The organism is Enterococcus sp. DIV0170, from assembly GCF_051710765.1.
Taxonomy (GTDB): Bacteria; Bacillota; Bacilli; order Lactobacillales; family Enterococcaceae; genus Enterococcus_A; species Enterococcus_A raffinosus.
On record NZ_JBIOLG010000001.1, the window covers coordinates 2,090,357 to 2,115,338 of the forward strand.

Here is a 24,982-nt window from a genome sequence, read left to right on the forward strand (position 1 = left end):
TTTATTTAAGATAACAAATTAAAAATACTTCTAGAAAGTCATCTGCCATTATAACAATAAAATGAGCTTATTCCTATGAAAAATGAATACCTTTAGGCTTTTTCAATGATTTTTCAGTTGAATTGAAGGATAAACACAACAAAAAAACCTAGAGAAATTTCTCCAGGCTTTGATTAACTTAAACCTCTAATAATTCTTTTTCTTTCTCAGAAACAATTGAATCAATGGCCTTGATATTTTCATCGGTTAACGTTTGGATGTCCTTTTCCATGTTACGTAGATCATCTTCTGTCAAATCGCCATTTTTTTGTTGTTTCTTGTAATCGTCCATCGCATCGCGACGAATGTTACGTACAGCAATTTTTGCGCCTTCTGATTCTTTCTTTACTTCTTTAGCCAATTCTTTACGACGTTCTTCAGTTAATTGAGGAATGACCAATCGAATAACGTTTCCGTCATTTGCTGGGTTTAATCCAATATCGCTTGCTAAAATTGCTTTTTCTACATCATTAATCATATTTTTATCAAACGGTGTAACCATTAACACACGTGCTTCAGGAATAGTGATTGAAGCCATTTGGTTAACGGGTGTAGGTACTCCATAGTAATCTACCACAATGCGATCAAGTAAACTCGCATTTGCACGACCAGCACGAATTTGCCCTAATTGGCGTTGTAGAGCTTCCTGTGCCTTTTTCATTTTGTCTTTTGCTTCGTTCATTACTGCATCTGCCATTTTATTTCCCCCTTACAGTTGTTCCGATGTTTTCACCGAGTACGACACGTTTAATATTTCCTGGTTCATTTAAATTAAAGACAACAAGTGGAATATCATTGTCCATACTTAATGAGCTTGCAGTTGAATCCATGACTTGCAATCCCTTAGCGATTACATCTAAATGAGTCAATTCTTCATACTTCACAGCATTTTCATCAAGTTTTGGATCTGCCGAATAAACACCATCGACGTTGTTTTTAGCCATCAAAATCACGTCTGCATTTACTTCCGCTGCTCTTAAAGCCGCCGTTGTATCCGTTGAGAAGTAAGGATTTCCCGTTCCACCTGCAAAAATAACGATTCGTCCTTTTTCGAGGTGACGTTCTGCTTTGCGACGAATGTATGGTTCAGCGATTTGACGCATTTCGATTGATGTTTGAACGCGCGTCGGTACATCAATATTTTCTAATGCATCTTGTAAGGCTAACGCATTCATCACCGTTGCCAACATCCCCATATAATCTGCTTGTGCGCGTTCCATGCCCATTTGAGCACCGATTTGTCCACGCCAAATATTTCCACCGCCAACAATTATTGCCATTTCGATTCCTAAATCATGAACTTCTTTAATTTCTTCCACGATCTCTGAGATCACAGGTGGATTAATACCGAATTTTTCGTCGCCAGCTAGGGCTTCTCCACTGAGTTTCAATACTACACGTTTATACTTTGGTTCATTCATCTCAATACCTCCACTGTCACTCTATTGATATTTTAGCATACTCTGTCTTTGAAGCGAGCCAAATTTGAATTTGCTTAAAAAAAGGGAGCGCACATCTCACGTGCGTTCCCGACTGTTAAAAAACAGAATTATTTTTTAATTTGGCTCATAACTTCTTCAACAAAGTTATCTTCACGTTTTTCGATACCTTCGCCTACTTCGAAACGAACGAAGCTTGCAACTGTAGCGCCTTTAGAAGATACATACTTCTCAACAGTCATATCAGGATCTTTAACGAATGGTTGATCCACCAAAGCGATTTCAGCTTTAAATTTATTTAAACGACCAATCACCATTTTTTCAACAATGTTAGCTGGTTTGCCTTCGTTTAATGCTTGTTCAGTTAGAACTGCTTTTTCATGCTCTAATTCTGATTCAGGAATTTGGCTTTCGTTAACATAACGAGGGTTGATTGCCGCAACGTGCATTGCAACATCTTTAGCAACTGATTCGTCAGTAGTACCGTTCAACAGAGCTAAAACAGCAATACGTCCGCCCATGTGAAGGTATCCGCCAAATGCTGCATTGTCTTCTTTTTCAACAACTTCAAAACGACGGAAGTTGATTCTTTCACCAATAACTTGTGTAGCTTCAATTAATGCCGCTTCTAAAGTTTCACCTTTAGCGTTCGTTAATTTCATCGCAGCTTCCATATCAGCTGGTTTATGTTCAGCAACTAAGGCCGCAATTTCTTTCACCAAGTCTTGGAACATTTCATTTTTAGAAACGAAGTCTGTTTCTGAGTTTACTTCTACAATTGCAGCAGTATTTCCATGGATTGCAACTGAAGCTAAACCTTCAGCGGCAATACGATCATTTTTCTTAGCTGCTTTAGCCATACCTTTTTCGCGTAAAAGATCAACAGCTTTTTCAATGTCGCCTTCTACTTCTACTAATGCACGTTTCGCATCCATCATCCCTACGCCAGTCATGTCGCGTAGTTCTTTTACCATTTTAGCTGTTACGTCTGCCATTTTAAGGGCCTCCTTAGTTTTTCTAAAAAAGCTGCTTCAAAGGAAAATATTTACTTTGAAGCAGCGTATGCTACTAAATTATTCAGCTGATTCAGTAGAAGCATTGTCGCCTTCTACTACATCAACGATTTCTTCGATTGAAGTTGCTTGTCCGCCATCTTCAGCTACGAAGTCTTCTTCAGCTACTTGATCTTCCCCTTGGTTTCCTTCGATAAACGCATCAGCCATTTTTGCAGTAATTAACTTCACGGCACGAATAGCATCATCATTTGAAGGGATAACTACGTCGATTTCATCTGGATCGCAGTTTGTGTCTACCATAGCCACGATAGGAATGTTTAATTTTTGAGCTTCTTGAACAGCGATACGTTCTTTACGTGGATCAACGATATACATTACATCTGGAATGCGAGGCATATCAGCGATTCCGCCTAAGAATTTTTCCAAACGTTCACGTTCTTTATTCAAACCAACTACTTCTTTTTTAGGTAATACTTCGAAAGTACCATCTTGTTCCATAGCATTGATTTGTTTCAAACGAGCGATACGTTTTTGGATTGTATCCCAGTTAGTCAAAGTTCCACCTAACCAACGATGGTTTACGTAGTATTGACCAGCACGTACTGCTTCTTCTTTGATTGCTTCTTGAGCTTGTTTTTTAGTTCCTACGAACAATGCAACGCCACCATCTTCAGCAACATCTTTCATATAATCGTAAGCTGCATCTACTAATTTGACTGTTTTTTGCAAGTCAATGATGTAGATTCCATTTCTTTCTGTGAAGATATATTTCTTCATTTTTGGGTTCCAGCGACGAGTTTGGTGACCAAAATGTACGCCGGCTTCTAGTAATTGTTTCATAGACAATACTGACATTTGTGTTTCCTCCAATTGGTTTTTTGTTTTCCTCTTCTGCTCTCTTCTTTATAAGGAACTGACAAGCAGCACCGCCTTATAAATCAAGCCAGAATGTGGATTTTTTATGTATAGTCGCCTACACACAATTAGTAATTATACAAGAGTTTTTTTAATAAATCAATCTTTTTTATTTCACTTTTTGATACATTAATATTTATATAGAGTACTGGTTAAAAAAACTTTTTCTGCTATACTAAATGCATAATTATCATTTTAACTTTTTACACTACTCAAACGTGAGTTGAACAAAGAAGTCGTCATTTATAGTTATATACTATGTAACCAATCTGATCAATTCTTTATACGTGTGAAATATGTTTGGTTCAGCACATAAGAATAAGGAGTTTTTTTATGCGAAAAAAAGATCGACACGAATTAATCAAGAAGCTTATCTTGGAAAACCCAATTAGAAATCAAGGAGAATTAATGGAGTACTTATCAGAGTACCAAGTCTCTGCTACTCAAGCAACGATTTCGAGAGATATTCGAGATTTAAAAATTATAAAAACGATTGATGAATCCGGCAATCCGCGTTTTGAATTGTTTCAAGAACGTAAAACGCCTACAGAGGATGATGACATCAAACGATTAATCCGTATGTCAAACGATGTGATAGTCAAAGTTGATACCGTTCAATTTATGACGATCGTCAATACTTTGCCCGACAATGCACATTTATTAGCTTCCGTTCTGGATGATCTATCGAGTGAACTAATCGTAGCAACAATGGCAAGCTTTGATACGATTATTATTATTTCAAGAACACCTGGGGATGCTCAAAAAGTCACTACGTTTTTACAGGACCCAACACAAAGTTCAATTTTTAAATAAAAAAATTCCGACCTTCAAAAGTTAGATTTTCACCTTAACTTTGAAGGTCGGTTCAAAATTTCTCCGTTTTTTTACATTTTATTTGGTGCATGAACACCCAATAAACGTAAATCTTCTTTCAATATTACGGTTACTGCGTAAACTAATGCTAGCCGAGCATCTTTTTGATCATCATCCACTAAAATTTTCGTATGTGCATAATACTTGTTAAATGCTTGCGCCAATTTAATTGCATGCTTAGCAATTACAGATGGCTCATATTGATTTGCCGCTTGCATCACTACTTCAGGATAATTTTGCAGTAATTTGATGATCTCCCAGCTATCCGCATCGTTTAACGCATATACTTCTTCAGAGTCAACATTATATCCCGCTTTCTCCAAAACAGTCATTGCTCGCGCGTGAGTGTATTGAACATAAGGGCCGGTTTCGCCTTCAAATCTAACAACTTCCTCCAAATTGAAATCAAAATTGTTCAAACGATCATTTTTTAAATCATGGAAGACTACTGCACCAACACCTACTTGGTGTGCAACTTCTTCTTTATTTGGTAAATCAGGATTTTTTTCCTGAATCTGCGAAAGTGCTGAGTCTTTAGCTTCATTTAGGACTTCTTCTAAGAGAACAATTTTCCCTTTACGTGTAGACAATTTTTTCCCGTCTTTTGTGATTAATCCAAATGGAATGTGAATCATATCTTCAGACCAATCGAAGTCCATTTCTTTCAGAACAGCTTTTAATTGTTTGAAGTGTCCGCTTTGTTCATTTCCTACAACATAAAGTGACTTAACAAAATTATATTCACGTTTTCTGTAAAGTGCTGCAGCTAAATCACGTGTGATATACAAAGTTGCCCCATCAGATTTTTTGATCAGTGCAGGATTTAAGTCATACTTTTCAAGGTCGACAATTTCTGCCCCTTCATTCGTTTGCAATAAATGTTTTTCCTCTAACATTGTTACGACTTCATCCATTTTGTCATTATAGAATGCTTCTCCATTATAGGAGTCAAAATTTACTTCCAGCATGCCATAAATTTTATTAAACTCTTTTAGGGACTCACTACGGAACCATCTCCATAATTCTAAGGCTTCATCGTCATTCTCTTCTAATTTTTTAAACCACGCCCGGGCCTCATCATTAAGTTCGGGCTCTTCTTCAGCCTTTTCATGAAACTCCACATACAAACGTAAAAGCTCATTGATTGGTTCTGCTTTAACTTTCTCTTCTGAACCCCATTTTTTATAAGCCACGATTAATTTACCAAATTGAGTACCCCAGTCGCCTAAGTGGTTAATTTTTATTGGATTATAGCCAATCTTACTTAAAATCAAACTGATAGAATTACCAATGACTGTTGAACGTAGATGTCCCATTGAGATAGGTTTTGCAATATTTGGAGAAGACATATCAATTGTTACATTGCCCTCGTTACCAATATTGCTATCACCGAAATGATTTTTCTCTTTAGCGATTTGTTTTAAAACCATACTCGAAATAATTTCTTTCTTCATGAAAAAGTTCAAGTAAGGCCCCACCACTTCGATCTTCTCAAATGCTTCTGGATTGATTTGTTCCGCTAGCTCACCCGCAATTTGTTGTGGTGCTTTACGAAAAACTTTTGCTAAAGCGAATGTCGGAAAAGCAACATCCCCATGATCAACTGATTTGGGATTTTCTAGCAAACGTTCCACTTCTGGTAGCGTCAGATTTTCCTTAACTACTTCAAATACAGCTTGTGCGACGATTTCTTTATTATTCATCCAAATTCCTCCCTTATAATACAAAAAAGTCCCTGATGTATAAATACATCAGAGACGAGAATTCCCGCGGTACCACTCTTATTGTCATAAACGACCAACTTAGGCTATAACGGTAGCTGCCGTTTCATCTCAAAAGTGCGCCATCTATTTTTGTTTATTCGGCTCTCACCTGCCCGAACTCGCTGCAAAACAGACTATAGACTTCTCTTTTTCATCGATGAATGATTTATCTGGCATTTATAGTAACAGAAAAATCACCATCTGACTAGTCAAGAAATATATTTTTTATACTTTAGGGATAAATAGGTTGCCTAGTGTCGCAGCCATTACAGCTTTAATGGTATGCATGCGGTTTTCAGCTTGTTGAAACTGCAAAGCCCTCTCACTGCGAAAGACTTCGTCAGTCACTTCCATTTCAACTAACCCGTACTTCTCTTTAATTTCTTCTGCAACTTCTGTTTCAAGATCATGAAAGGCTGGTAAGCAATGTAAGAAAATCGTTTCCGCCTTTTTCGTTTTTAACATCAACTCTTGATTGACTTGATAGGGCAATAATAAATCTATCCGTTCTTTGAAAGCTGACTCCTCACCCATGGACACCCAAACATCGGTATATATAATATCCGCCTGAGCCACGCCTTGATCAATATCATCAGTGATAAAAACTTTAGACTGTGAAGCTTCCGCATATTTTTCAGCCATGACAATTAAGTCTGATTCAGGAAATAGGCTTTTAGGTGTCACGATTGAAATATTAACACCTAAAATAGCACTGGTAATCAATAAAGAATTCGCCACATTATTTCGACCATCACCAACATAAGCTAAGGTCAAGCCTTCTAGTTTTCCAAAATGCTCCTTAATAGTCAAAAAATCCGCCAACATTTGAGTAGGATGCCATTTATCCGTTAAACCATTCCAAACAGGTACACCGGAGTATTTTGACAAGTCCTCGACAGCCTTTTGAGAAAATCCGCGATACTCGATCCCATCGAACATACTTCCTAGAACTTTTGCTGTATCTTCTACCGATTCTTTTTTCCCTAATTGAATATCATTTTTTCCTAAATATTCTGGATGAGCGCCTAAATCAATCGTTGCAGTAGTAAACGCAGCGCGAGTACGAGTAGAAGTTTTTTCAAAAAGTAACGCGATATTTTTCCCCGCTAAATATTTATGCGGAATGTTTTTTTGTTTTAATGCTTTTAGATGCGCAGCAAAATCAATTAGATAAAGCAACTCCTCTTTAGTAAAATCAATTTCTTTTAAAAAACTCTTTTCTTGAAAAATATTAGTCATGATAACCCCTCCATTTTTGAATATTAATTCTATACTAGAGATAATAATTCATTTTTATTCATGATAACTGAATAAAATGAAAGTATCAACCGTTATTTGTATTCATTTACAAAAATTGTCTTTAAGCTTGCCGTATTTTTTTCTTTGGATGCTTAATCAGTTTTTAAATCGGGATTTAACACACAACGTCTTCATAGAAAAAAATATACTATTTAAATCAGGACCACCCGTGAAAACGGGTGGTTTGCTCTGCGGGTGAAACCCCTTGTTGCTATGACTACGCCTCAAGACGTTACCCTTCACCTTGTTCAGGCTCAGTGTCTTTGTCACTTTCACGACCAGTTAAACTGGTTTATTTTTTTCGATACTTCCTATCTGAAAACGGATCTTCATATTCTCTTACGCTTAATTTATCAACTGCTTGGTCGTGTTGCTCCTGCTCTCGAATATACTTTGCGATTGTTTTTTCATTCAATCCCACCGTACTTACATAATAACCTTCTGCCCAAAATTTTCGATTTCCATATTTATACCTCAAATTTGCATGTTTCTCGAAGATCATCAAGGCACTTTTTCCTTTCAAATAACCCATGAAACTTGATACGCTGATTTTGGGTGGGATGCTTACCAACAGATGCACATGATCGGGCATCATATGTCCTTCTATGATTTCTATTTTTTTGTATTTACACAACCGCTGAAAGATTTCTATCAAGTCTTTTCTCACTTGATTGTAGATAACTTTTCGTCTAAACTTTGGAGTGAAAACAATGTGATACTTACACATCCATTTTGTATGCGCTAAGCTATTTGCTTTGTTTGCCAAAAATACCATTCCTTTCTTTTTGAGCCTGAACACTCTTATTGTAAAGGAATGGTATTTTTGGTGGTAAAACCACTTGTCTCTACCCGCATAGCGGGTAGTTTACTTGTTTCGGACAAAGTTCGTCCGAAACTGGGCATCTAGGCCCATAAGAAAAAGCAGCCAATATTTGGCTGCTTAAGTATTACTTCTTCTTTCTTGGATCACAAATATACTAAAATATTTAATATCTTAAAATTTTTTTCCTGTCGATTCTTTAAGGTAACTTTTTTGTAGTCATTCCTCTAACCAATAATTCCATACATTTTAAAAATAGGTATCTGCTACAAATTTTTTTCATCTGTTTCAGAGTCTATTATTATTTTGAAATTTTATCCTATGCTTCTTTCTCCACCTTTTTATCGCAAGGAGTTAGATATGCTGAAAAGCTAAACTCGGATTGGCATTCAAACTCATATCTGCAAAATGATTCTTTTGCAATTCAACATGAGCAGCAGCCCCAATCATCGCCGCATTATCACCACATAAACGTAAAGGCGGAACAATTAAATTAACTTCAGTCAATTCTGCTTCAATCATTGCTGTCATCTTTTCTCGCAATCCTCGATTAGCTGCTACTCCCCCAGCAACAATTAATTGCTTAACTGGATAAGTTTTACAAGCTTTGATTGTCTTCGTAACTAGTACATCAACAACGCTTGCTTGAAAACTTGCAGCTAAATTCATTTTATTTAATTGTTCTCCTCGTTGTTCAGCGTTATGAGTTAAATTGATAAAAGCACTCTTTAAGCCACTAAAACTAAAATCAAAATTATCTTCCTTAATCATCGCACGTGGAAAGTCATAGGTATCTTCACCTTGATGAGCCAGTTCATCGATTTCTTTTCCGCTAGGATAGCTTAAGCCTAGAACGCGACCAACTTTATCATAAGCTTCACCAGCAGCGTCATCTCTTGTTTCACCAATAATTTCAAAAGAGCCATCTTCAACCATGTAGACTAATTCTGTATGGCCACCACTAACTAGTAAGGCCATTAAAGGAAATTCTAAAGGTTTAACTAAACGTGCCGCATAAATATGTCCTGCCATATGATTAATTGGCAATAAAGGTAACTCGTTTGCCCAAGCAAAAGCCTTCGCAGCACTTAAGCCAATTAATAATGCGCCAACAAGTCCTGGACCATAAGTTACCGCAACAGCACTTAATTCTTTAGAAGTCACATTTGCTTCCTCCAAGGCTTCTTCAATGCACAATGTGATTTGTTCAACATGGTGACGGCTGGCAACTTCAGGAACAACTCCACCAAATCGTTTGTGACTTTTTATTTGCGAAGCAACAATATTAGATAGAATTCTTTCGCCGTTCTCAATCACTGCAACACTTGTTTCGTCACAGCTACTTTCAATTGCTAAAATAAGTTCTGATTCATTCATCTATATTTCCTACTTTCAAAGACATCAGTACAGCATCTTCTTGAGGGTGCTGATAGTAATTTTTTCGCGTGGTCATTTCTTGGAACCCAAATTTTTCATAAAAAAGACGCGCCTCTTGATTCGAAACACGTACTTCCAAAAAAATACTTACTATTTTCTGTGACTTAGCATGCTTAATCAATCGCTTCAATAGTCTTTTTCCATGACCTTGTCCTTTTGATTGTACTGCAATATTTGTGATTTCAATTTCATCACAGACTTGATGAAATCCCAAAAAAGCAATAATCTCTGTTCCTTCAGTGAAGTAATGACTATGAGCTTGTTTTATGTCACTAGCAAATTGTTCAGCTGTCCAAGGTGAGCCATGTGCATAAGCAGTTTGACTTATTTCCCAAAATTTTGTAGATAGCTGCTCCAATTAGTTCACTTCCAAACGTTTAATCATGTCTAGCGCGTCTTCATTATTTTCAGTATAATAATTTTTACGAATATTCCGTGCTGAGAATCCCAGCCTTCGGTACAACCGCTGCGCATCTGTATTACTAAGTCGAACCTCCAAAGAGAGAGTTTCACAATCGTTCATTATAGCGAATTTTTCTACTTCGTCAATCAATAGCTTACCCATCCCACGATTTTGAAAAGTCGTTCCGACTGCAATATTCGTAATATGTGTATCGTTTCCTATCAAACGACTCCCAATAAATCCAGCAATTTCCTCTTTTTTAGTTACGATACAAATATACAAATGAGGAATCGGCGAATGAATCTCAGAAAGAAAGGCGCTTTTTGTCCATGGAGTCTCGCCAAAATAGACATCACGTTCAAGCGCAATCAGTTCTTTAATATCTTGATCAGCTATTTTTCTTAGTAGATACTCTTCATCCCTTAGTTTTACATATTTCGCATTGAAAGGATATTGTTTCCCATATAAAATGGTCTTTACTAAACCACTAAATTTTTTCAACATAATTCTCGTCCTCTGGTTGGTGTGTCTCCAGCCACTTTTCTTCTGCCTCCACCCGTTTTAAATACGCGGGTACTAACCCATGGACATTTTCAACTGGCTGCGCTAAGAAACCTAATTTACCTAGGATTATTCCATTAGGCAGATTTACTTCATCTTCTTCTGATACGTCTGCGTTTGTTAAAATTGATTCTATTTGATCTTTAAACTTGCTAGTCTCTCCGATAAATAATGCTGGTTCTTTGATTTTATTCAATAAATCAGCTAGTGGTATGTGCTGATCAGCTATTACATTCACAAGCTGTTTGTTTTCCCAACGATAAACCCCCGCATATACATTGTTACGCCGTGCATCCATCAATGGAACAATCAACTTATTTATACGAGTATTTCCTGCAATAACAGCCAAACTAGAAACCGTTGCTAACTCAATTTTCAATGTTTCTGCTAACGTCTTTGCGGTCGTTACTGCAATCCGAATACCTGTATACGAGCCTGGACCCTTCGCAACGACGATTCGATCCAGATCAGTAGGCTTCAAACCAGCCGCCTCCATCACAGTTTCAATTGCTGGCATTAAAGTTAAACTATGATTCATTTTTCGGTTCAACTGAAAATGAGCCAAAACATTATTGTCCTCTAAAACAGCCACTGCTAAAGTTTGATTGGATGTATCTATCGCTAATAATTTCATAAAACGTCATTTCCTCGCATTTAAGATAGCCATATTTTAACACAAACTATATTTCCTTCCTACTAACTGTTTAAACTTTCTGATTTTCTAAAATTTTTACAGAAAAAAGCAGCGAAATTCGCTGCTTAAAACTTTTTGGTGGATTCTCGTTGAACCAACTTAGTTGCCAACATAATTTTCCTTGGTACTGGAGAGAACTCTTTTGCCAAATCTAAAATCGTTGATACCGCTAATTCCCCCATCCACTCAGTTTCTACCTTGATCGTTGATAATGCGGGTGATACATATTTAGCTACACTAACATCATTGAACCCAATCACTTCTATATCTTCTGGAATTCGCAAACCAGCCGTTTGAATTGCTTGCATCGCTCCCACGGCTAAAGCATCACTTGACGCGAACAAAGCACTTGGTCGATCATTCATTTTCGTCAAAAAATTTTCCATTGCAATTTTTCCGGCTTCCATAGAAAAAGCTGACGATAAAGCAAACTCTGGTCGATAGAGATTGATTTGCTCCATCTTTAGTTTGAATGCAACTAACCGTGGATCTTCTATCGGCTGAAGATTATGCTTCGTTTTTTCTTCCCCTGAAAGGATTCCAATTTTTTTATGCCCATGCTGGATAAAATAATCAATTACAAGATTCATACTTTGATCAAAATCGACTACTAAAGAATTTAATCCCATACTCATCCCATCAAAATCGACAAAAAGCAGGTTCTCATCAATTTGCTTTAACCGACGAATCTGTTCAGCATCAAACTTACCTAAAGCAATTGTTCCATTCACTTGGTTATCTGACAATTCATCTAAACCTTCACGACGAATTTGGATATTTAACTCTTCCGCCTTTTTTTCTATCCCTAGACGAATCGACAAATAATATAAATCTGCTAATTCTTCTGCATCATCGTACCATTGAACAAGCCGAATCACAGCTTTACCAATTTTATTGGTTCGTTTATGTTTAGTATAATTTAGTTCCTCTGCCACTTCAAAAATGCGCTGTTTTGTCTCATGAGCAACAGATAATTCTTGATCGTAATTCAATACACGAGAAACGGTGGCAGGAGAAACACCTGCTAATTTAGCAATATCGCGAATAGTTGCCATCGCTGCCCCTTTCTACAACGTTTTGATAAAACGCATAAAACCTTCTTGTCCTTCAACATCACGCTTAAATACTCCCGCATCTTCCAAAACACGAGCAAAAACAGCCCCTACTGCTTTTTGTACGACCTGTGTTACATTCTCACGGGTAATTTGATTGTCCGCTTTTAATTGATCCGCCCATACAATATGATAATCAGCTATATTATTCTCTTTTTCTAATAGATAATTTTCAACTTCCTTAAGCTCTGTTTCTAAGCGTGGCGGTAAAACAGCCAACCCCATTACCTCGATTAAGCCAATATTTTCTTTTTTGATATGTTGTACATCTGGATGTGGATGAAAAATTCCATCGGGAAACTCTTCCGAAACATTGTTGTCTCGTAAAACAAGATCTATCTCAAAAAGATTTTCCTTGCGACGAGCAATAGGAGTAATCGTATGATGTGGGATGCCATCTTCTGTGTGAGCAACAATTTGTAACGATTCGTCTGAATAGGACTGCCATTTTTCCAAAATCATAGTTGACGCTTCAATCAAATCGTTTTGATTTTCCCCTTGTAAGCGAATCACAGATAGAGGCCATTTTACAATTCCCGCCTTAATATTTGAAAAGTCATTTAATTGAAAAGTTCTTTCTACTTCAGCAGTCGCCATCGGAAATGTATGTCGACCGCCTTGATAGTGGTCGTGAGATAGAATAGAACCACCAACTATTGGCAGATCTGCGTTCGATCCAACAAAATAATGCGGTAGAACTTCCGTAATTTTTAATAACCTTTGAAAAGTCGCTTTTGTGATTTTCATCGGGCGGTGCTCTTCAGATAAAATTATGCAATGCTCGTCATAATAGGCATAAGGCGAATACTGAAAACCCCAACTTTCCCCATCAAGATTCATTCGAATAATTCGATGATTCGCTCGTGCTGGATAATTTAATCGTCCTTTATAGCCTTCATTTTCCATGCATAACATACATTCAGGATAATCTACCTTCACCGCTTGACGTTCTGCTGCAATTTGTTTTGGATCTTTCTCAGGTTTAGAAAGGTTGATTGTAATCTCTAATTCCCCATATTCAGTTTCTGCAGGAAAGATAATATTTTGGGCAATTTCTCGTGTTTTAATATAGTCGTTTTCTTTACTTAACTTATAGAAATAATCTGTTGCCTGAATAGGATCTTTGGAATAGTACTGAGCAAAATAAGCATTAACTACAGATGGTGGAGGTGTCATTAGATCCATCAGCTGAGCCTCTAAAATTTCTTTTTCAGCTTGCAGACTTGTAATTACTTTATTTTTTTCTGCCTGAATCAAAAGCTGATCAACTAACTCTACGGCACTGTTTGAAACTCTACGAATCTCAGCTTTCTCTAATGAATTTTCACCAATCATCGCAATAACACGATTTTCTAAATACAAACGATCCATTTCCATCCAGCCACCTGATTGGATAGCTAACGTAATGAAATCTCTGGCGATTTGACTGATCGACACTTTTTTTCCTCCTACTCCTCATATCCATGTGGATGGCCAACATGCCAGTTCCACGCAGTTTCTATAATTGCTTTTATATCTGTGTATTCTGGTTTCCAACCTAAAGTCTCTTTCACTTTTTCACTAGAAGCTACTAAACGACTTGGGTCCCCAGCACGACGCGGTCCAATTTCTGCCGAAATTTCTTTGCCTGTAACTTCACGCGCTGCATTCAGCATTTCTTTCACTGAATAGCCGTTATTTGAACCAAGATTGAAGAAGTTGCTCGGATTCCCGGCTTTCAAATATTCTAATGCCAGAATATGTGCAGCCGCCAGATCTTCAACTTGAACATAGTCACGAATACAAGTGCCATCTGGAGTATCATAATCATCACCAAAAATTGTCAAATGATCTCTTTGTCCTAATGCCACCTGTAAAATAATTGGTACTAAATGTGTCTCGGGATCGTGATCCTCTCCGATACTTGCGTCAACCTTCGCACCAGCAACATTGAAATAGCGTAATGCTACATAGCGCATGCCATAAGCATTATCACACCATCTCATCATTTTCTCCATCATTAATTTACTTTCGCCATAAGGGTTAGTAGGATTGGTAGCCACTTCTTCTGTGATGGGTGAAACACCTGGTTCGCCATAAGTTGCTGCAGTTGAAGAAAAGACAATATTTTTAACACCAAATTCCTCCATAACTTCTAATAGGCTTTCCATACCGACTACATTGTTATTGAAATATTTTAACGGTTTTTCCACCGATTCACCAACTAACGAACTAGCCGCAAAATGAACGACACCTTCAATTGACTCTTTCGTAAAGACATCCTTCATAAATGCTTTGTCACGACAATCCCCTTCATAAAATCTTGCATCTGGATGAACTGCTTTACGATGACCCGTCAACAAATTATCCACAACTACAACATCATATTTTTGAGTAATTAATTTGTCGACTGTATGAGACCCAATATAGCCTGCTCCACCTAATACTAAAATTGCCATTCAATCTACTCCTGTCTCTTCAATTTATTTAGTAAACAAATTATAGTTTGTTTACTAAATAAATGCAACCTTCTTTTCCATTCGTTAAACTTTTCATTTTACGTATTTTGCTTCATAATAGGTGTATAGGAAAATTAATGATACATGGTTAGCATTTTTCGATAAGAAATATGTTTCTTATAGTTTAGAAAGGAGTGATGACAGATGCGTAAATTTGCTTCAGGATTCGTTACTGGTACTTTAGCTGCAGCTGCAGTAGTTGCTAGCGTAGTGATGGGTGTTAAAAAGAAGGTTATCGATCCAATCGAGGAAAAAGAATCAAAAATTGATGAAAATCGTAAAAAAGCTCGTAGAAAAAGAATTGCTCGATAAAAAAGAAAGCCAAGTTGGCTTTCTTTTTTATTTATAAATTGTAGTGACGATCCTATTTGCCAAATCAAACACGCGATCCTCACTTTTAGGTCGAGGAGAAGCAGCATTTAACCAATCTAGTCCTTCTAGTGGGATTCCGTAACAATAAACATGGGGTAACACCTTATCGTTTTGATCTATCACTTGATGTGTTTCGCGAGCAACTTTGATAGCACCCGTAAAATGTTTCTTCCCCTTGAACGGTACATTATGAGAAGATAAATACCCTTTTTCTCGCATTCGGATTAGTAGAGAATTTTTTGTTCTTTTTAAACTTGTAGCTGGAAGACGTGCTTCGATGAAATTTTTTGTTTTAAAAAAACGTGCATGAGCCCTCTTACTATAGGCTAAAAATTCTCCACCCTCTCTTTCAACTACCATTTCTGGTGCTAAAATTTTAACGATTCCTGCTTCTATCAAAGCCAATAATTGTTTTTGCCGAATGACTGGAGCACCAATAGTTAAAAAACTATAATTCCGATTGAATGTCCCAAAGAAATCATCAAAATACTCTTTCGGTGTAAATTTTTCGTGGTCCAACATGTAGTTAAATGGCGCCTGAAGTTCTTTATATGTATCAACTGCAGCAGCAATTGGCCCAGTTTGATTTCCTAACTCTGCCTCAGTGATATCTTTTTTTAAATATTCTAGAATAAAATTAGGAAATGCTTGTGGAGAAACTCCCTTCGCTGGATTTAGAAGAACGGACCAATCTAAACGAGACTCGATTGGTATCTGATATTTTTTTAAAACAGATTCTCTATCATTTGAACGATAGTCAGACAGAAAAGCTTCTAACTCCATTTCCGTACTGGACAATTTTTTTTGATAAAATATTAGTTCTGCTTCTTTTTTAAGTAAATCAAATAATTCATCAGCACTACCATTAAATTGTGTCATGAACTTTTCCGTTAAAATTTGCGGTTGTGCATCCTCTCCAGGTTCTTTTTGATTATTTGGACGCGCATGATAGGGTAATCCTCTACCTGACCCAGCAATCAAAAGTTGCTCTTTACCAGATGGGTGATATACCAAACAACCATCCTCGCCTTCGAAAAACTTTCCGCCCCATCTATCTACAAATAATGCAATATAATCAAAAAAGCTTAACCCTAATCCGCGAAGTATTACTGGCTCTCCTTCAATCAGATATCCTAACTGCGTATCGGAAGGATTTCCTGGACTTTGATAGAAAAGTCCATGCTTGTTTGCATAATTTTTATTTTCTTCTTCAGACCGATTCAATTCATTTTGAGAATGTCCCGTTGCTAAAATCACATCATCTACCTGATAAATCCCCGAAGCTTGAAGAATGATTTGATTCTCCTCTATAATCAAATCAACGACTCGCTCTTTAACCATTTTAACCATCACATTTTCAGGTAACGTTTTTAAAAGTTCGTCAAAAAACCACTTTTGGTAAACGCCATAATAACGTCGTTGACAATAGTCATTTTCCTTTAAATTTGTCTCCGAAAAAAAAGTTTCACCAAACGCTAAAGAAGACAGATAACTCGGTGCCTCTTTTTGGCTCCATTCTGCTAGATTTGGGCCTTCATCCTCAGAATAGAGGGTCACATGCTGCATAACCGTATTCATGATAACCTGATCCGTTTGGTTCTCACGCCAAATGTTCCCACCTGGTCCATCAGGATCGAACAACAAAAGTTCTATTTTTTCTGACTCAGGTGCTTGCTTAATTAATCGGTCCAATGCAATTAACCCATAAGGTCCCGCTCCAATAATCGCGATTTTTTTCATATTCATTCCTCATTTTTGATAGATTCGTCTCTTTAAGAGTAGAGAATAATCGTTGAATAATCAATAAAAAAAAGTTTCTGATGATTTTTTCACCAGAAACTTTAAAAACTATTTTAGCACCCAACGCTCAAATGCTTCCTTAACGCCATCCTCTAAATTTGTTGCTACAGTATAATCAGCAGCTGCTTTGACTGTCTCACTAGCATTTCCCATAGCTATGCCAGTTCCAGCAAACTCAATCATTGATAAGTCATTTTCTGCGTCCCCAATTGCCATTACTTCAGCTTTTTTTACTCCTAGATGTTCACTCAATTCTTTTAGAGCCAATCCTTTACTGGCATTGGAATTTAATACTTCAAGGAAATAAGGGGTACTGCGAACGATTGTATATTTCTCAAAGTACTCCGCCGGGATTTTTTTGAAGGCGCCACTCAAGATTTCAGGATCATCAATCATCATCATTTTAACAGCCAACACATTTTCCGCAATTTCCTCCGGTGTGCGATAATGTAGCGGCATATTTACCAAGTGGGATTCCAGAACCGTATATTGGCTGATATCACGGTTGGCTGTGTACATTGCTTTTTTATCAGCGATGTGCAGATGAACATTTAGCGAACGTGCCAGATAATCAATTTCTAGGTAATCTGCTCTCGTCAGACTATGCTCAGCTACAACGTCCCAAGTTTTTGTATTTAAAACTAAGGCGCCATTATAAGTAATGATGTAATCATCCTCATTATCTAATCCTAATACCTCTAACTGTGATTTTGTTCCTGATAACGGTCGTCCAGTAGAAAGAACGACATATACTCCAGCCCTGCGAGCTTTCTTAATACAGTCAACGACCGGCTGATTGATTTCATGATGATCGTTCAGTAATGTTCCATCTAAATCTATGGCAACTAACTTTATACTCATACAATTCTCCTAATTCTTATTTATCTTATACAAAAATGTTTTCAATTTCTATGATAGTCGTAATTTAAAAGCACGTCAATTTACTAAATTAATGATTGAAAAAATAAAAACAGCCAGACTCTAATCCGGCCGTTACTAGTTAATCAATCTTTTTCTGTTTCACTTTTCCAGTCCATTCTTGCATACCGCCTTTAAGAATGTACAAGTCCTTATAGCCTTTTTTTCGTAACATGTTCGCTGCACGAGCACTAACGGCCTTATTATGATCATAAAGATAGATTGGTTGGTCTTTTCGTAAAGAACTATAAGTTTCTTTCAACATACTGAATGGAAAGCTACGTGCTCCTAAAATATGCTTTGCGTTAAACTCATCTCGTTCACGTACATCGATAACTTGAGCTTTACGCATCCCCGCTTGAAATTCTTCTTGAGTGATAATTTTCGCAGAACGTTTCATCATGATCCGCACAACTAACTCATAAAGTCCAAATAGTACAAGGACCGAAATAAGTACGATATTAATTTTCCACCAAATTGACATGCCTTAATTCCTCTCTTATTTTTAATCTATTTTGCTAATGAAGCCGCGCCAATTACACCCGCTTCATTTCCTAATTCTGCTAGTTTGATCTTAGTGCTTTCACGTACTTGTGGGAAAGTAAATTGTTTGAAATAGTTTTCGACACGACTACGCAAGAATTCTCCTGCTGCCGAAACGCCACCACCGATTACGATTGTTGAAGGATTCAACGTATTACCAAGATTGCCGCAAGCTAATCCCAAATAGAAAGTCACTTTATCAACAACCATTAAAGCTAAATCATCGCCTTCAGCTTCAGCTAATTCAAAAACATCCTTACTTGTGATGTCTTCACCATTATCTAGACGAGCTTTTAGTTTCGAGCCGCCGGCGTATTCTTCCGCTAGTTTACGAGCGACACGAACAACTCCGGTTGCACTCGCGATAGTTTCTAGGCAGCCTCGTTTGCCACAGGTACACTCAAAACCGTTTGGATCAACTGTTATATGCCCAACCTCACCCGCACATCCGGCAATCCCGTGAAGTAATTGACCATTCATTACGATTCCGCCACCAACACCAGTGCCAAGAGTTATAAACACGACATCTTGTTCGTTGTCTCCTGCACCCTTCCAACGTTCACCCAAAGCGGCAACATTAGCATCGTTATCGATACTGAACTTAATTTTCGTTCCTTTTTCTATTTCACTTTTAACTTGTTGCATGGTAGTCCAATTTAAATTGTAGGCGCCAATGACTGTTCCTGCTTCGATATCGACACTACCAGGCGTTCCCATGCCAATTCCCATGAATTGTTCTGGCTTCATATCATATAAAGCAAGATGATGGTTGATTGATTCAATGATGTCTGGAACAATATGAGAACCATCATCTAAAATATTCGTCTCAATACTCCATTTTTGCTGAATTTCACCTGCTTCAGTCAAAATTGCAAATTTCACAGTTGTTCCACCTAAGTCAATACCTAATAATTTTTTATCCACTTTAGTCACCTTCTCGACTTTCTTCAATGTGATGTTCTCGTTTTAATATGCCCCAGCCTTGCAAATAAGTATCACGATCAATAACACGACTCTCGTACAAATTCTTTAATTCAATCTGCATTAATTCGATATCGTATATTCGTTTGCCAACATAAACATAGATACCAAATTGCTTTAAAAGCTGCTGTACATCATACAAACTTTCCATCAAACCACATCCCTAATATTATACAGAAAATTTTCTCTTTTTTATAGCCTATTTTTTTATTTCCTAGTTTATTTTTGATCCAATTATCCATTCTATATTTTAAATTATTGATTGAATAGCCACAATTCCAATCCAATGATTCTTTCAATACTTACTTTCCAGTAAAAATTTTCTCTTACTTTATTGTTAAACACAAGCAGATAATTGTTTGGCTATCACCATTTAAAACGCGGACAACTTTGTCCGCGTTTATTCCTACATACTAAATTTTCTTAATCCAAAGAAAACAAAAAGAACGATAGCAAAAATGAAAAACAATACAGCAGTAACTCGTGCCCTTGTGGTAAAGCGGTCCTGCGAATAAGGTACCGCTAGCGCCCAGCCAGATAAAGCTCCTCCAATGATACCTCCTAAATGCCCCCAAATATCAATCGTGGAATCAAATAAACCAAAGGCTAAGTTCATTAAAATGAACAATGCAAACTGGCGAGTCAAAGCTTGAATTGCTCCGTTGTCCCGATAATGCAAACCTACTATTAAAAAGGCACCAAACAACCCAAAAATCGCTGTACTAGCACCACCCGATAACGTGGTCGGCTGATTAAACGCAAAACTGGCAAAATTCCCCATTACACCACTTAGTAAATAAATGATTGCAAATCGCCAATGACCAAAAATTGCTTCGCATTGTTGTCCCATATAATAGAGCACAACACCATTCAAGGCGAAATGCATTAAACCAAAATGGATAAACATCGGTGTAATAAAACGCCAATACTGATGCTGCCAAATAACCGAAGGCGCAAACATTCCTAATTGGTTTTCTATGGATAATCCTGGTAACAAGTACTGCATTATAAAAACAATTGTATTAATTGCAAAAAGTGTGTACATCACATAAGGTCTGTCTTTTCTCATATATCCACCTCTCTTATTCTTCAATATTTTGACCAAATGGGGGTTGCTTAAGATAGAAATAACTGTTGAATTGGTTGATCAAACGCCTCTATCTGCCAATCCTCCATTAACTGCTCAGCAAACACAAAACTACATGTTTTTCCCTTATAATTCGCTAAGTAGCGATCATAATATCCCCCGCCAAAACCGATTCGATAGCCCGCTCTATTAAAAATCAGCCCCGGGACAATCAGCAAATCCAGTTCGTCCGGTTGTACCTTATCATCGATGTCAGGCTCCTCCACACCGAATTTCGTCGTATAATATTCTGTCGTCGAATCGATCCAGTGAAAGATCATCTCACCCTTTGGCAAAGACTTAGGAACAGCAACTTTTCTTCCCGTGGCAAAAGCACGCTCAATTAGGGGAGCCGTAGGAAACTCGAGTGAAGTTGCCATCGTCACACCAATTGTTTTTACATCTTTCCACGTACTGCTTCGAAAAAAATTATGATAAATGTTCTCAATTTGAACTTTTCTTTCCCCATTCTCTTTTATTTCTTCTAGCCGCCTGATCGCAAGTTGTCGTAGCTTTTCTTTCTCCATTTACTCACCTTCTTATCTAGAAATACTAACAAACTCAGAACAAAATAAAAAGGGGATTACTCCCCTTTAACAAATTCACTAGAAATTTGACGAGCAATCGCTAAACCGGCGATTGCATTAAAATGCAAATGATCCCCACTATCAAACATCGGATTCAGATATCCCGAGGATTTTTCAACGATTGAAGAAATATCCCATACATTAGTGTAAGTATTCAGTAACCACCGGTTGATCTCTTTCCTGACCTTTTCCTTCTGTTCGTCCATCTCAGGATAGTCCATACAGGGAGTCAACGTGCATAGTTGATAAGCTACCTCTTCATACTCACATACCTGAATGATCTTTTCTATTTCCTTCTGAAATTTTTTTACTGAAAGATCCCCGTGGATTAAATCATTAATTCCAATAAATAATATGACTTTTTTAATCCCTTTATGACTAGCGAAACATTTTTTCAAACGGTGAAACGCACTGTAGCCGTAAAAAAATTCTTTGGAATCCTTCGTCATAATATCGCTGCTTGACCTCAGTAAACAGCTGCCATTGATTCCTTGATTAACCAAATAAATATTTTGTTCACGAAACATTCTCTGCAGTGGTGCAGTCCATGTTGCCCCTTCAGTCAAAGAATCTCCTAATGCGATAACGCAGTCACCTGCAACTTCTGCCTCGATCGCCAATAATCCAGAGCAAAAGTTTGATACGGAAGTTGAAGCAAAAACATCAGCGTCATTAACGGCGAAACCACTTTCCATTAAGTCGTTTTGAAAAGCAATCTGCCACTTTTGAGCCTCAGGGTCAATTGAGATTGGAGCTGTCCTAACTATTTCACCTGGAGCAATGGAGAGGTCACCAATTTGCTGTCGTCTATCATTTGTCTGAATAAACAGATTACGAATCTTCTCCACTTGATCCCCATAATCATTTGCAAAAACCAGCCTAATTGTTCCAACAGGCGCAATTTGGCGCAATGTCAGAAAAACCTGCTTTTCTCCATTACTATGATGAGCAATTCCTCTTTGTGCATGACTCCATATTGTTGTCCAGCTCATATAGTCAAAACTCCTTTCTATTTGCTTTTTTTCATTAGCTGTAAAATAAAATAAGGGGCGCCAATTAACGAGACAATAATCCCTGCTGCCATCTCACCATTTGGTAAAATAACCCTAGCTATAATATCACTAAACAGCAGTAATCCCCCGCCAATTAGGGCTGACATTATCAATGTTTGATTATTCTTTTTGCCCGTTACTTGTCGAGCAATGTGGGGCGCAATCAAACCAATAAAACTAATGCTTCCTGCAACTGAAACGCTCACTGCTGCCAAACAAACCGCACAAATTAAAAAGAATAACTGTGTTCGCTTCAATTTGACACCTAATCCGACTGCTACCTCATCCCCTAATTCTAAAACTTCTAATGAACGCCCGCGAAGTAAAATCAAAGGCAGTAAGCAAAAAATCCACGGTAATAATAGCAACACATGCTGACGAGTCGTCCCCCATATCGTTCCAGCCAGCCATGTTGTAACAAATTGATAATTATCCTTAGAGACTCGAATGGTTCCGATTAGAGTCAATGCTGAAATTCCAGCGTTAACCGCAACACCTGCTAAAAGCAAACGATTCGGTGTAATCCGTTCTGCTTCTCGTCCGAAGTAATAAACAAATCCTGTCGCGATAAAACTTCCGACACATGCAATCAAAGGTAAGTACCAACTGCTTTCACCTGTAACAAAAAAACCTAAATATATTAAAACCGTTAATCCAGCCCCCGCATTGATTCCTAATATTCCTGGATCAGCCAAATCATTATGAGTAATCGTTTGAAATAAATATCCGGAAACCGCTAATCCCACACCCGCTAGTATCGACACTAACATTCTAGGAAAACGAAAATCAAAAACGATTAATTGCTGACTTATACTCGCTTTATTTTGAAAGACACTAAGTAGATCATTTAAAGTAAGAGGAATAGTTCCCACTGTTAAACTGAGCAAAATACCCAAAAACAGTAAAAGAAATAAAATTATCCAACCCAGCTTTTTTCTCATAAGCTTCCCTTCCTAATCTGTAAAAGTAAAAATGGAACTCCGATAATTGTAATGATTACCCCTGGCGGTGTCTCCAGTGGCGGAGCAATTAATCGGGAAGCAATATCCGCAACAACAAAAAATAAGGCGCCAAATAGCCCTGAGGCCGGAATCACATAACGATAATCGTGTCCGACAAAAAAACGAACAACGTGTGGAACGATCAATCCAACAAAGCTGATTGTCCCAACAAGAGCAACAGAGCTACCGGATAAGAGTAAAACAATGAAAAGAGTCAATTGACGGATTCGAGCAGGATTTTTACCTAACGAAGTTGCCGTATCATCCCCTAAACTCAGTAAGGTTATTTGCGGACTGATTAAGCAAGCTCCAATGAGCCCTAGTAAAATCAGTGGAAAAATCGTTTGCAATTGACTCCACGTAAGATTTGAAGTTCCGCCGACGAACCAAAATGTCATATCCTGATTCAAGTCAAGCAACAAACTGACACTTTGACTAATTGCCGTGAAAAAAGAACTAATAGCGGCTCCTAATAAAACAATTCGAACAGGAGATAAGCTAAAAGAAACCTTAGTAGAGATAAAGTAAATCAGTAGAATTGATACAGAGGCTCCAACAAATGATCCAATTATGCCGATCGCTGGAGAAGGTTGCTCATTCATTGCAAAAACTAGTGCAAGTCCTAATCCTGCTCCAGAGTTGATACCAAGCAGCCCAGAATCTGCGATTGGGTTAGATGTGATTCCTTGAATCAAGGCACCAGCTATTGCGAAGGCTGATCCAACTAGGACTGCTCCTATCATTCTTGGAAGGCGTAAATAACGAACTAGTTGTTCTCCTTGATTAGCAGGATCAAAATTTAACAAGGCTTGATGAACATCTGCCCATTTACTGGTAACTGCTCCATACCTCAAAGAGAAAAACATCGCTACGATAAGGAACAAAGCAACGATAAGAAAAAAGTATCTTCGTTTAACCATTTCACTACTCCTTTACTAAATCATAAGCAATAACTAAAGGTTTCTCACTATTTGGTAATGTAGCAAAAGTGGCTTGTATATCAAATAAATTTAATAGTTTTTCAGCTGTAAAAATTTCTTTTGGCGTTCCTTGAAAAATTAATTCACCTTTTTTCATTCCTAATAAATAATCAGAAAAACGCGAAGCATGATTCAAATCATGAATTGTCATCAGAATCGTTTTTCCTTGTCGATTTATTTCTTGCAACAATTCCAAAATCTCTAATTGATGTGCCGGATCTAAAAAAGTAATTGGTTCATCTAAAATTAATATATCCGTATTCTGCGCTAACGCCATGGCAATCCAAACACGTTGCTGCTGTCCCCCTGACAAAGTTGTCAATGTCCGTTCTTTTAAAGCTTGTAGATTCGTGGCTTCTAGAGCCCAATTAATTAATCGATGGTCTTCTTCTTTCAAACCTGAAAATCCTTTTTGATAAGGAAATCGTCCATAGGCAACAATTTCTTCCACACTCAGTCCATTTACCTGACTACTTGATTGTGATAAAGAGGCAATCTTTTGTGCGACTGATTTAGTATCCAATCGCTGAATATTTTCACCATCAATAAAAACTTCTCCTTTAGCTGGCTCAAGAATACGTGCCAATCCCTTTAGAAAAGTAGACTTCCCACTACCATTTGGACCGATTAGGCTAGTAATCTGCCCTTTGGGAATTTCTACTGTAATATCCTTCACAATTACTTTTTTATCGTATCCGATTGAAAGATCAGCTGTAGTTAATTTTGTCATAGATCTTCCTCTTTTCTCTGATA

Annotated in this window: 27 protein-coding genes; 2 read left to right on the plus strand and 25 right to left on the minus strand. The window is 37.5% G+C overall.

The features are described from left to right. Positions 1-178: 178 nt before the first annotated feature. The 4 genes from frr to rpsB form a co-directional block, all read right to left on the minus strand. The gene (gene frr / locus IGI50_RS10130) at positions 179-736 is read right to left on the minus strand and encodes a ribosome recycling factor (RefSeq protein ID WP_010746062.1); all 558 of its coding nucleotides are present in this window, start codon (positions 734-736) and stop codon (positions 179-181) included. 1 nt (position 737) lies between these two features. Next, a complete protein-coding gene (pyrH, locus tag IGI50_RS10135; protein WP_010746061.1) occupies positions 738-1,460 on the minus strand; it encodes a UMP kinase in 723 nt (240 codons plus the stop codon). A 128-nt stretch (positions 1,461-1,588) separates the two neighbouring features. Continuing rightward, entirely contained in the window at positions 1,589-2,473 is an 885-nt protein-coding gene (gene tsf, locus IGI50_RS10140) for a translation elongation factor Ts (protein WP_010746060.1), read from the minus strand. Between the two features lie 78 nt (positions 2,474-2,551). After that, positions 2,552-3,349, minus strand: coding sequence for a 30S ribosomal protein S2 (rpsB, locus tag IGI50_RS10145; RefSeq protein WP_010746059.1), 798 nt, complete (start codon positions 3,347-3,349; stop codon positions 2,552-2,554). Between the two features lie 393 nt (positions 3,350-3,742). Here rpsB and IGI50_RS10150 point away from each other — a divergent pair, with 393 nt between their 5' ends. After that, the gene (locus tag IGI50_RS10150) at positions 3,743-4,222 is read left to right on the plus strand and encodes an arginine repressor (RefSeq protein ID WP_218255952.1); all 480 of its coding nucleotides are present in this window, start codon (positions 3,743-3,745) and stop codon (positions 4,220-4,222) included. Positions 4,223-4,293: 71 nt separating this feature from the next. Here the strand turns inward: IGI50_RS10150 and argS are convergent, their stop codons facing one another. From argS to galE, 10 genes are all read right to left on the minus strand, one after another. Then, positions 4,294-5,985 carry an arginine--tRNA ligase gene (gene argS, locus IGI50_RS10155; RefSeq protein WP_438776873.1) on the minus strand — a complete coding sequence of 564 codons (1,692 nt, stop codon included), beginning with the start codon at positions 5,983-5,985 and terminating at the stop codon, positions 4,294-4,296. Between the two features lie 285 nt (positions 5,986-6,270). Continuing rightward, a complete protein-coding gene (argF, locus tag IGI50_RS10160) occupies positions 6,271-7,284 on the minus strand; it encodes an ornithine carbamoyltransferase (RefSeq protein WP_438776874.1) in 1,014 nt (337 codons plus the stop codon). Positions 7,285-7,636: 352 nt separating this feature from the next. Continuing rightward, positions 7,637-8,119 carry an IS200/IS605 family transposase gene (tnpA, locus tag IGI50_RS10165; RefSeq protein WP_174520530.1) on the minus strand — a complete coding sequence of 161 codons (483 nt, stop codon included), beginning with the start codon at positions 8,117-8,119 and terminating at the stop codon, positions 7,637-7,639. A gap of 399 nt (positions 8,120-8,518) precedes the next feature. Continuing rightward, a complete protein-coding gene (tsaD, locus tag IGI50_RS10170; protein ID WP_438776875.1) occupies positions 8,519-9,541 on the minus strand; it encodes a tRNA (adenosine(37)-N6)-threonylcarbamoyltransferase complex transferase subunit TsaD in 1,023 nt (340 codons plus the stop codon). Continuing rightward, positions 9,534-9,959: a ribosomal protein S18-alanine N-acetyltransferase gene (gene rimI / locus IGI50_RS10175; protein ID WP_218255959.1), complete on the minus strand. Its 426-nt coding sequence runs from the start codon at positions 9,957-9,959 to the stop codon at positions 9,534-9,536. Before rimI (IGI50_RS10175) ends, tsaD begins: the two co-directional genes overlap by 8 nt. After that, positions 9,960-10,508 carry a ribosomal protein S18-alanine N-acetyltransferase gene (rimI, locus tag IGI50_RS10180; RefSeq protein WP_218255961.1) on the minus strand — a complete coding sequence of 183 codons (549 nt, stop codon included), beginning with the start codon at positions 10,506-10,508 and terminating at the stop codon, positions 9,960-9,962. After that, the gene (gene tsaB, locus IGI50_RS10185; RefSeq protein WP_438776876.1) at positions 10,492-11,199 is read right to left on the minus strand and encodes a tRNA (adenosine(37)-N6)-threonylcarbamoyltransferase complex dimerization subunit type 1 TsaB; all 708 of its coding nucleotides are present in this window, start codon (positions 11,197-11,199) and stop codon (positions 10,492-10,494) included. The genes rimI (IGI50_RS10180) and tsaB overlap by 17 nt, the downstream gene beginning before the upstream one ends. A 125-nt stretch (positions 11,200-11,324) precedes the next feature. Continuing rightward, positions 11,325-12,314, minus strand: coding sequence for a LacI family DNA-binding transcriptional regulator (locus IGI50_RS10190; protein WP_438776877.1), 990 nt, complete (start codon positions 12,312-12,314; stop codon positions 11,325-11,327). A 12-nt stretch (positions 12,315-12,326) separates the two neighbouring features. Beyond that, positions 12,327-13,808: a UDP-glucose--hexose-1-phosphate uridylyltransferase gene (gene galT, locus IGI50_RS10195; protein ID WP_438776878.1), complete on the minus strand. Its 1,482-nt coding sequence runs from the start codon at positions 13,806-13,808 to the stop codon at positions 12,327-12,329. A gap of 11 nt (positions 13,809-13,819) precedes the next feature. Continuing rightward, a complete protein-coding gene (gene galE, locus IGI50_RS10200) occupies positions 13,820-14,809 on the minus strand; it encodes a UDP-glucose 4-epimerase GalE (RefSeq protein ID WP_438776880.1) in 990 nt (329 codons plus the stop codon). Between the two features lie 204 nt (positions 14,810-15,013). On the opposite strand from galE, the gene IGI50_RS10205 reads away from it, so the two are divergent. Continuing rightward, positions 15,014-15,181: a DUF3042 family protein gene (locus IGI50_RS10205; protein WP_010746048.1), complete on the plus strand. Its 168-nt coding sequence runs from the start codon at positions 15,014-15,016 to the stop codon at positions 15,179-15,181. A gap of 27 nt (positions 15,182-15,208) precedes the next feature. On the opposite strand, the gene IGI50_RS10210 is transcribed toward IGI50_RS10205, so the two are convergent. From IGI50_RS10210 to IGI50_RS10260, 11 genes are all read right to left on the minus strand, one after another. Beyond that, positions 15,209-16,981, minus strand: coding sequence for an FAD/NAD(P)-binding protein (locus tag IGI50_RS10210; protein ID WP_438776881.1), 1,773 nt, complete (start codon positions 16,979-16,981; stop codon positions 15,209-15,211). A 108-nt stretch (positions 16,982-17,089) separates the two neighbouring features. Beyond that, positions 17,090-17,902, minus strand: coding sequence for a sugar-phosphatase (gene yidA, locus IGI50_RS10215; protein ID WP_222225575.1), 813 nt, complete (start codon positions 17,900-17,902; stop codon positions 17,090-17,092). Positions 17,903-18,041: 139 nt separating this feature from the next. Beyond that, positions 18,042-18,443 (minus strand): rhodanese-like domain-containing protein, encoded by a 402-nt coding sequence (locus IGI50_RS10220; RefSeq protein ID WP_438776882.1) that lies wholly within the window; start codon positions 18,441-18,443, stop codon positions 18,042-18,044. A 26-nt stretch (positions 18,444-18,469) separates the two neighbouring features. Continuing rightward, on the minus strand, positions 18,470-19,426 hold the full coding sequence (locus IGI50_RS10225; protein ID WP_438776883.1) for an ROK family glucokinase: 957 nt from the start codon (positions 19,424-19,426) through the stop codon (positions 18,470-18,472). Position 19,427: 1 nt separating this feature from the next. Beyond that, a complete protein-coding gene (locus IGI50_RS10230; protein WP_010746043.1) occupies positions 19,428-19,634 on the minus strand; it encodes a YqgQ family protein in 207 nt (68 codons plus the stop codon). A gap of 255 nt (positions 19,635-19,889) precedes the next feature. After that, complete coding sequence (locus tag IGI50_RS10235; RefSeq protein WP_010746042.1) at positions 19,890-20,552, minus strand: rhomboid family intramembrane serine protease; 663 nt, start codon at positions 20,550-20,552, stop codon at positions 19,890-19,892. Between the two features lie 47 nt (positions 20,553-20,599). Then, positions 20,600-21,136, minus strand: coding sequence for a 5-formyltetrahydrofolate cyclo-ligase (locus IGI50_RS10240; protein WP_438776884.1), 537 nt, complete (start codon positions 21,134-21,136; stop codon positions 20,600-20,602). A gap of 56 nt (positions 21,137-21,192) precedes the next feature. Further along, complete coding sequence (locus tag IGI50_RS10245; protein WP_438776885.1) at positions 21,193-22,188, minus strand: GDSL-type esterase/lipase family protein; 996 nt, start codon at positions 22,186-22,188, stop codon at positions 21,193-21,195. A gap of 17 nt (positions 22,189-22,205) precedes the next feature. Beyond that, positions 22,206-23,189, minus strand: coding sequence for a FecCD family ABC transporter permease (locus tag IGI50_RS10250; protein WP_438776886.1), 984 nt, complete (start codon positions 23,187-23,189; stop codon positions 22,206-22,208). Beyond that, on the minus strand, positions 23,186-24,169 hold the full coding sequence (locus tag IGI50_RS10255; protein ID WP_438776887.1) for a FecCD family ABC transporter permease: 984 nt from the start codon (positions 24,167-24,169) through the stop codon (positions 23,186-23,188). The genes IGI50_RS10250 and IGI50_RS10255 overlap by 4 nt, the downstream gene beginning before the upstream one ends. Before the next feature lie 4 nt (positions 24,170-24,173). Further along, positions 24,174-24,959: an ABC transporter ATP-binding protein gene (locus tag IGI50_RS10260; RefSeq protein WP_438776888.1), complete on the minus strand. Its 786-nt coding sequence runs from the start codon at positions 24,957-24,959 to the stop codon at positions 24,174-24,176. Positions 24,960-24,982 lie beyond the last annotated feature (23 nt).

Bases quoted from the DNA above. Each gene is read 5' to 3' on its own strand.
- IGI50_RS10245 (WP_438776885.1), bottom strand. From the start codon at position 22,188: ATGAGCTGGACAACAATATGGAGTCATGCACAAAGAGGAATTGCTCAT.
- tsf (WP_010746060.1), bottom strand. From the start codon at position 2,473: ATGGCAGACGTAACAGCTAAAATGGTAAAAGAACTACGCGACATGACT.
- IGI50_RS10220 (WP_438776882.1), bottom strand. From the start codon at position 18,443: ATGTCAATTTGGTGGAAAATTAATATCGTACTTATTTCGGTCCTTGTA.
- yidA (WP_222225575.1), bottom strand. From the start codon at position 17,902: ATGAGTATAAAGTTAGTTGCCATAGATTTAGATGGAACATTACTGAAC.
- tsaB (WP_438776876.1), bottom strand. From the start codon at position 11,199: ATGAAATTATTAGCGATAGATACATCCAATCAAACTTTAGCAGTGGCT.
- tsaD (WP_438776875.1), bottom strand. From the start codon at position 9,541: ATGAATGAATCAGAACTTATTTTAGCAATTGAAAGTAGCTGTGACGAA.
- rimI (WP_218255961.1), bottom strand. From the start codon at position 10,508: ATGTTGAAAAAATTTAGTGGTTTAGTAAAGACCATTTTATATGGGAAA.
- frr (WP_010746062.1), bottom strand. From the start codon at position 736: ATGGCAGATGCAGTAATGAACGAAGCAAAAGACAAAATGAAAAAGGCA.
- argF (WP_438776874.1), bottom strand. From the start codon at position 7,284: ATGACTAATATTTTTCAAGAAAAGAGTTTTTTAAAAGAAATTGATTTT.
- rpsB (WP_010746059.1), bottom strand. From the start codon at position 3,349: ATGTCAGTATTGTCTATGAAACAATTACTAGAAGCCGGCGTACATTTT.
- IGI50_RS10260 (WP_438776888.1), bottom strand. From the start codon at position 24,959: ATGACAAAATTAACTACAGCTGATCTTTCAATCGGATACGATAAAAAA.
- IGI50_RS10240 (WP_438776884.1), bottom strand. From the start codon at position 21,136: ATGGAGAAAGAAAAGCTACGACAACTTGCGATCAGGCGGCTAGAAGAA.
- galE (WP_438776880.1), bottom strand. From the start codon at position 14,809: ATGGCAATTTTAGTATTAGGTGGAGCAGGCTATATTGGGTCTCATACA.
- IGI50_RS10255 (WP_438776887.1), bottom strand. From the start codon at position 24,169: ATGGTTAAACGAAGATACTTTTTTCTTATCGTTGCTTTGTTCCTTATC.
- IGI50_RS10190 (WP_438776877.1), bottom strand. From the start codon at position 12,314: ATGGCAACTATTCGCGATATTGCTAAATTAGCAGGTGTTTCTCCTGCC.
- pyrH (WP_010746061.1), bottom strand. From the start codon at position 1,460: ATGAATGAACCAAAGTATAAACGTGTAGTATTGAAACTCAGTGGAGAA.
- IGI50_RS10235 (WP_010746042.1), bottom strand. From the start codon at position 20,552: ATGAGAAAAGACAGACCTTATGTGATGTACACACTTTTTGCAATTAAT.
- IGI50_RS10230 (WP_010746043.1), bottom strand. From the start codon at position 19,634: ATGGAAAGTTTGTATGATGTACAGCAGCTTTTAAAGCAATTTGGTATC.
- IGI50_RS10205 (WP_010746048.1), top strand. From the start codon at position 15,014: ATGCGTAAATTTGCTTCAGGATTCGTTACTGGTACTTTAGCTGCAGCT.
- IGI50_RS10210 (WP_438776881.1), bottom strand. From the start codon at position 16,981: ATGAAAAAAATCGCGATTATTGGAGCGGGACCTTATGGGTTAATTGCA.
- IGI50_RS10250 (WP_438776886.1), bottom strand. From the start codon at position 23,189: ATGAGAAAAAAGCTGGGTTGGATAATTTTATTTCTTTTACTGTTTTTG.
- IGI50_RS10150 (WP_218255952.1), top strand. From the start codon at position 3,743: ATGCGAAAAAAAGATCGACACGAATTAATCAAGAAGCTTATCTTGGAA.
- argS (WP_438776873.1), bottom strand. From the start codon at position 5,985: ATGAATAATAAAGAAATCGTCGCACAAGCTGTATTTGAAGTAGTTAAG.
- tnpA (WP_174520530.1), bottom strand. From the start codon at position 8,119: ATGGTATTTTTGGCAAACAAAGCAAATAGCTTAGCGCATACAAAATGG.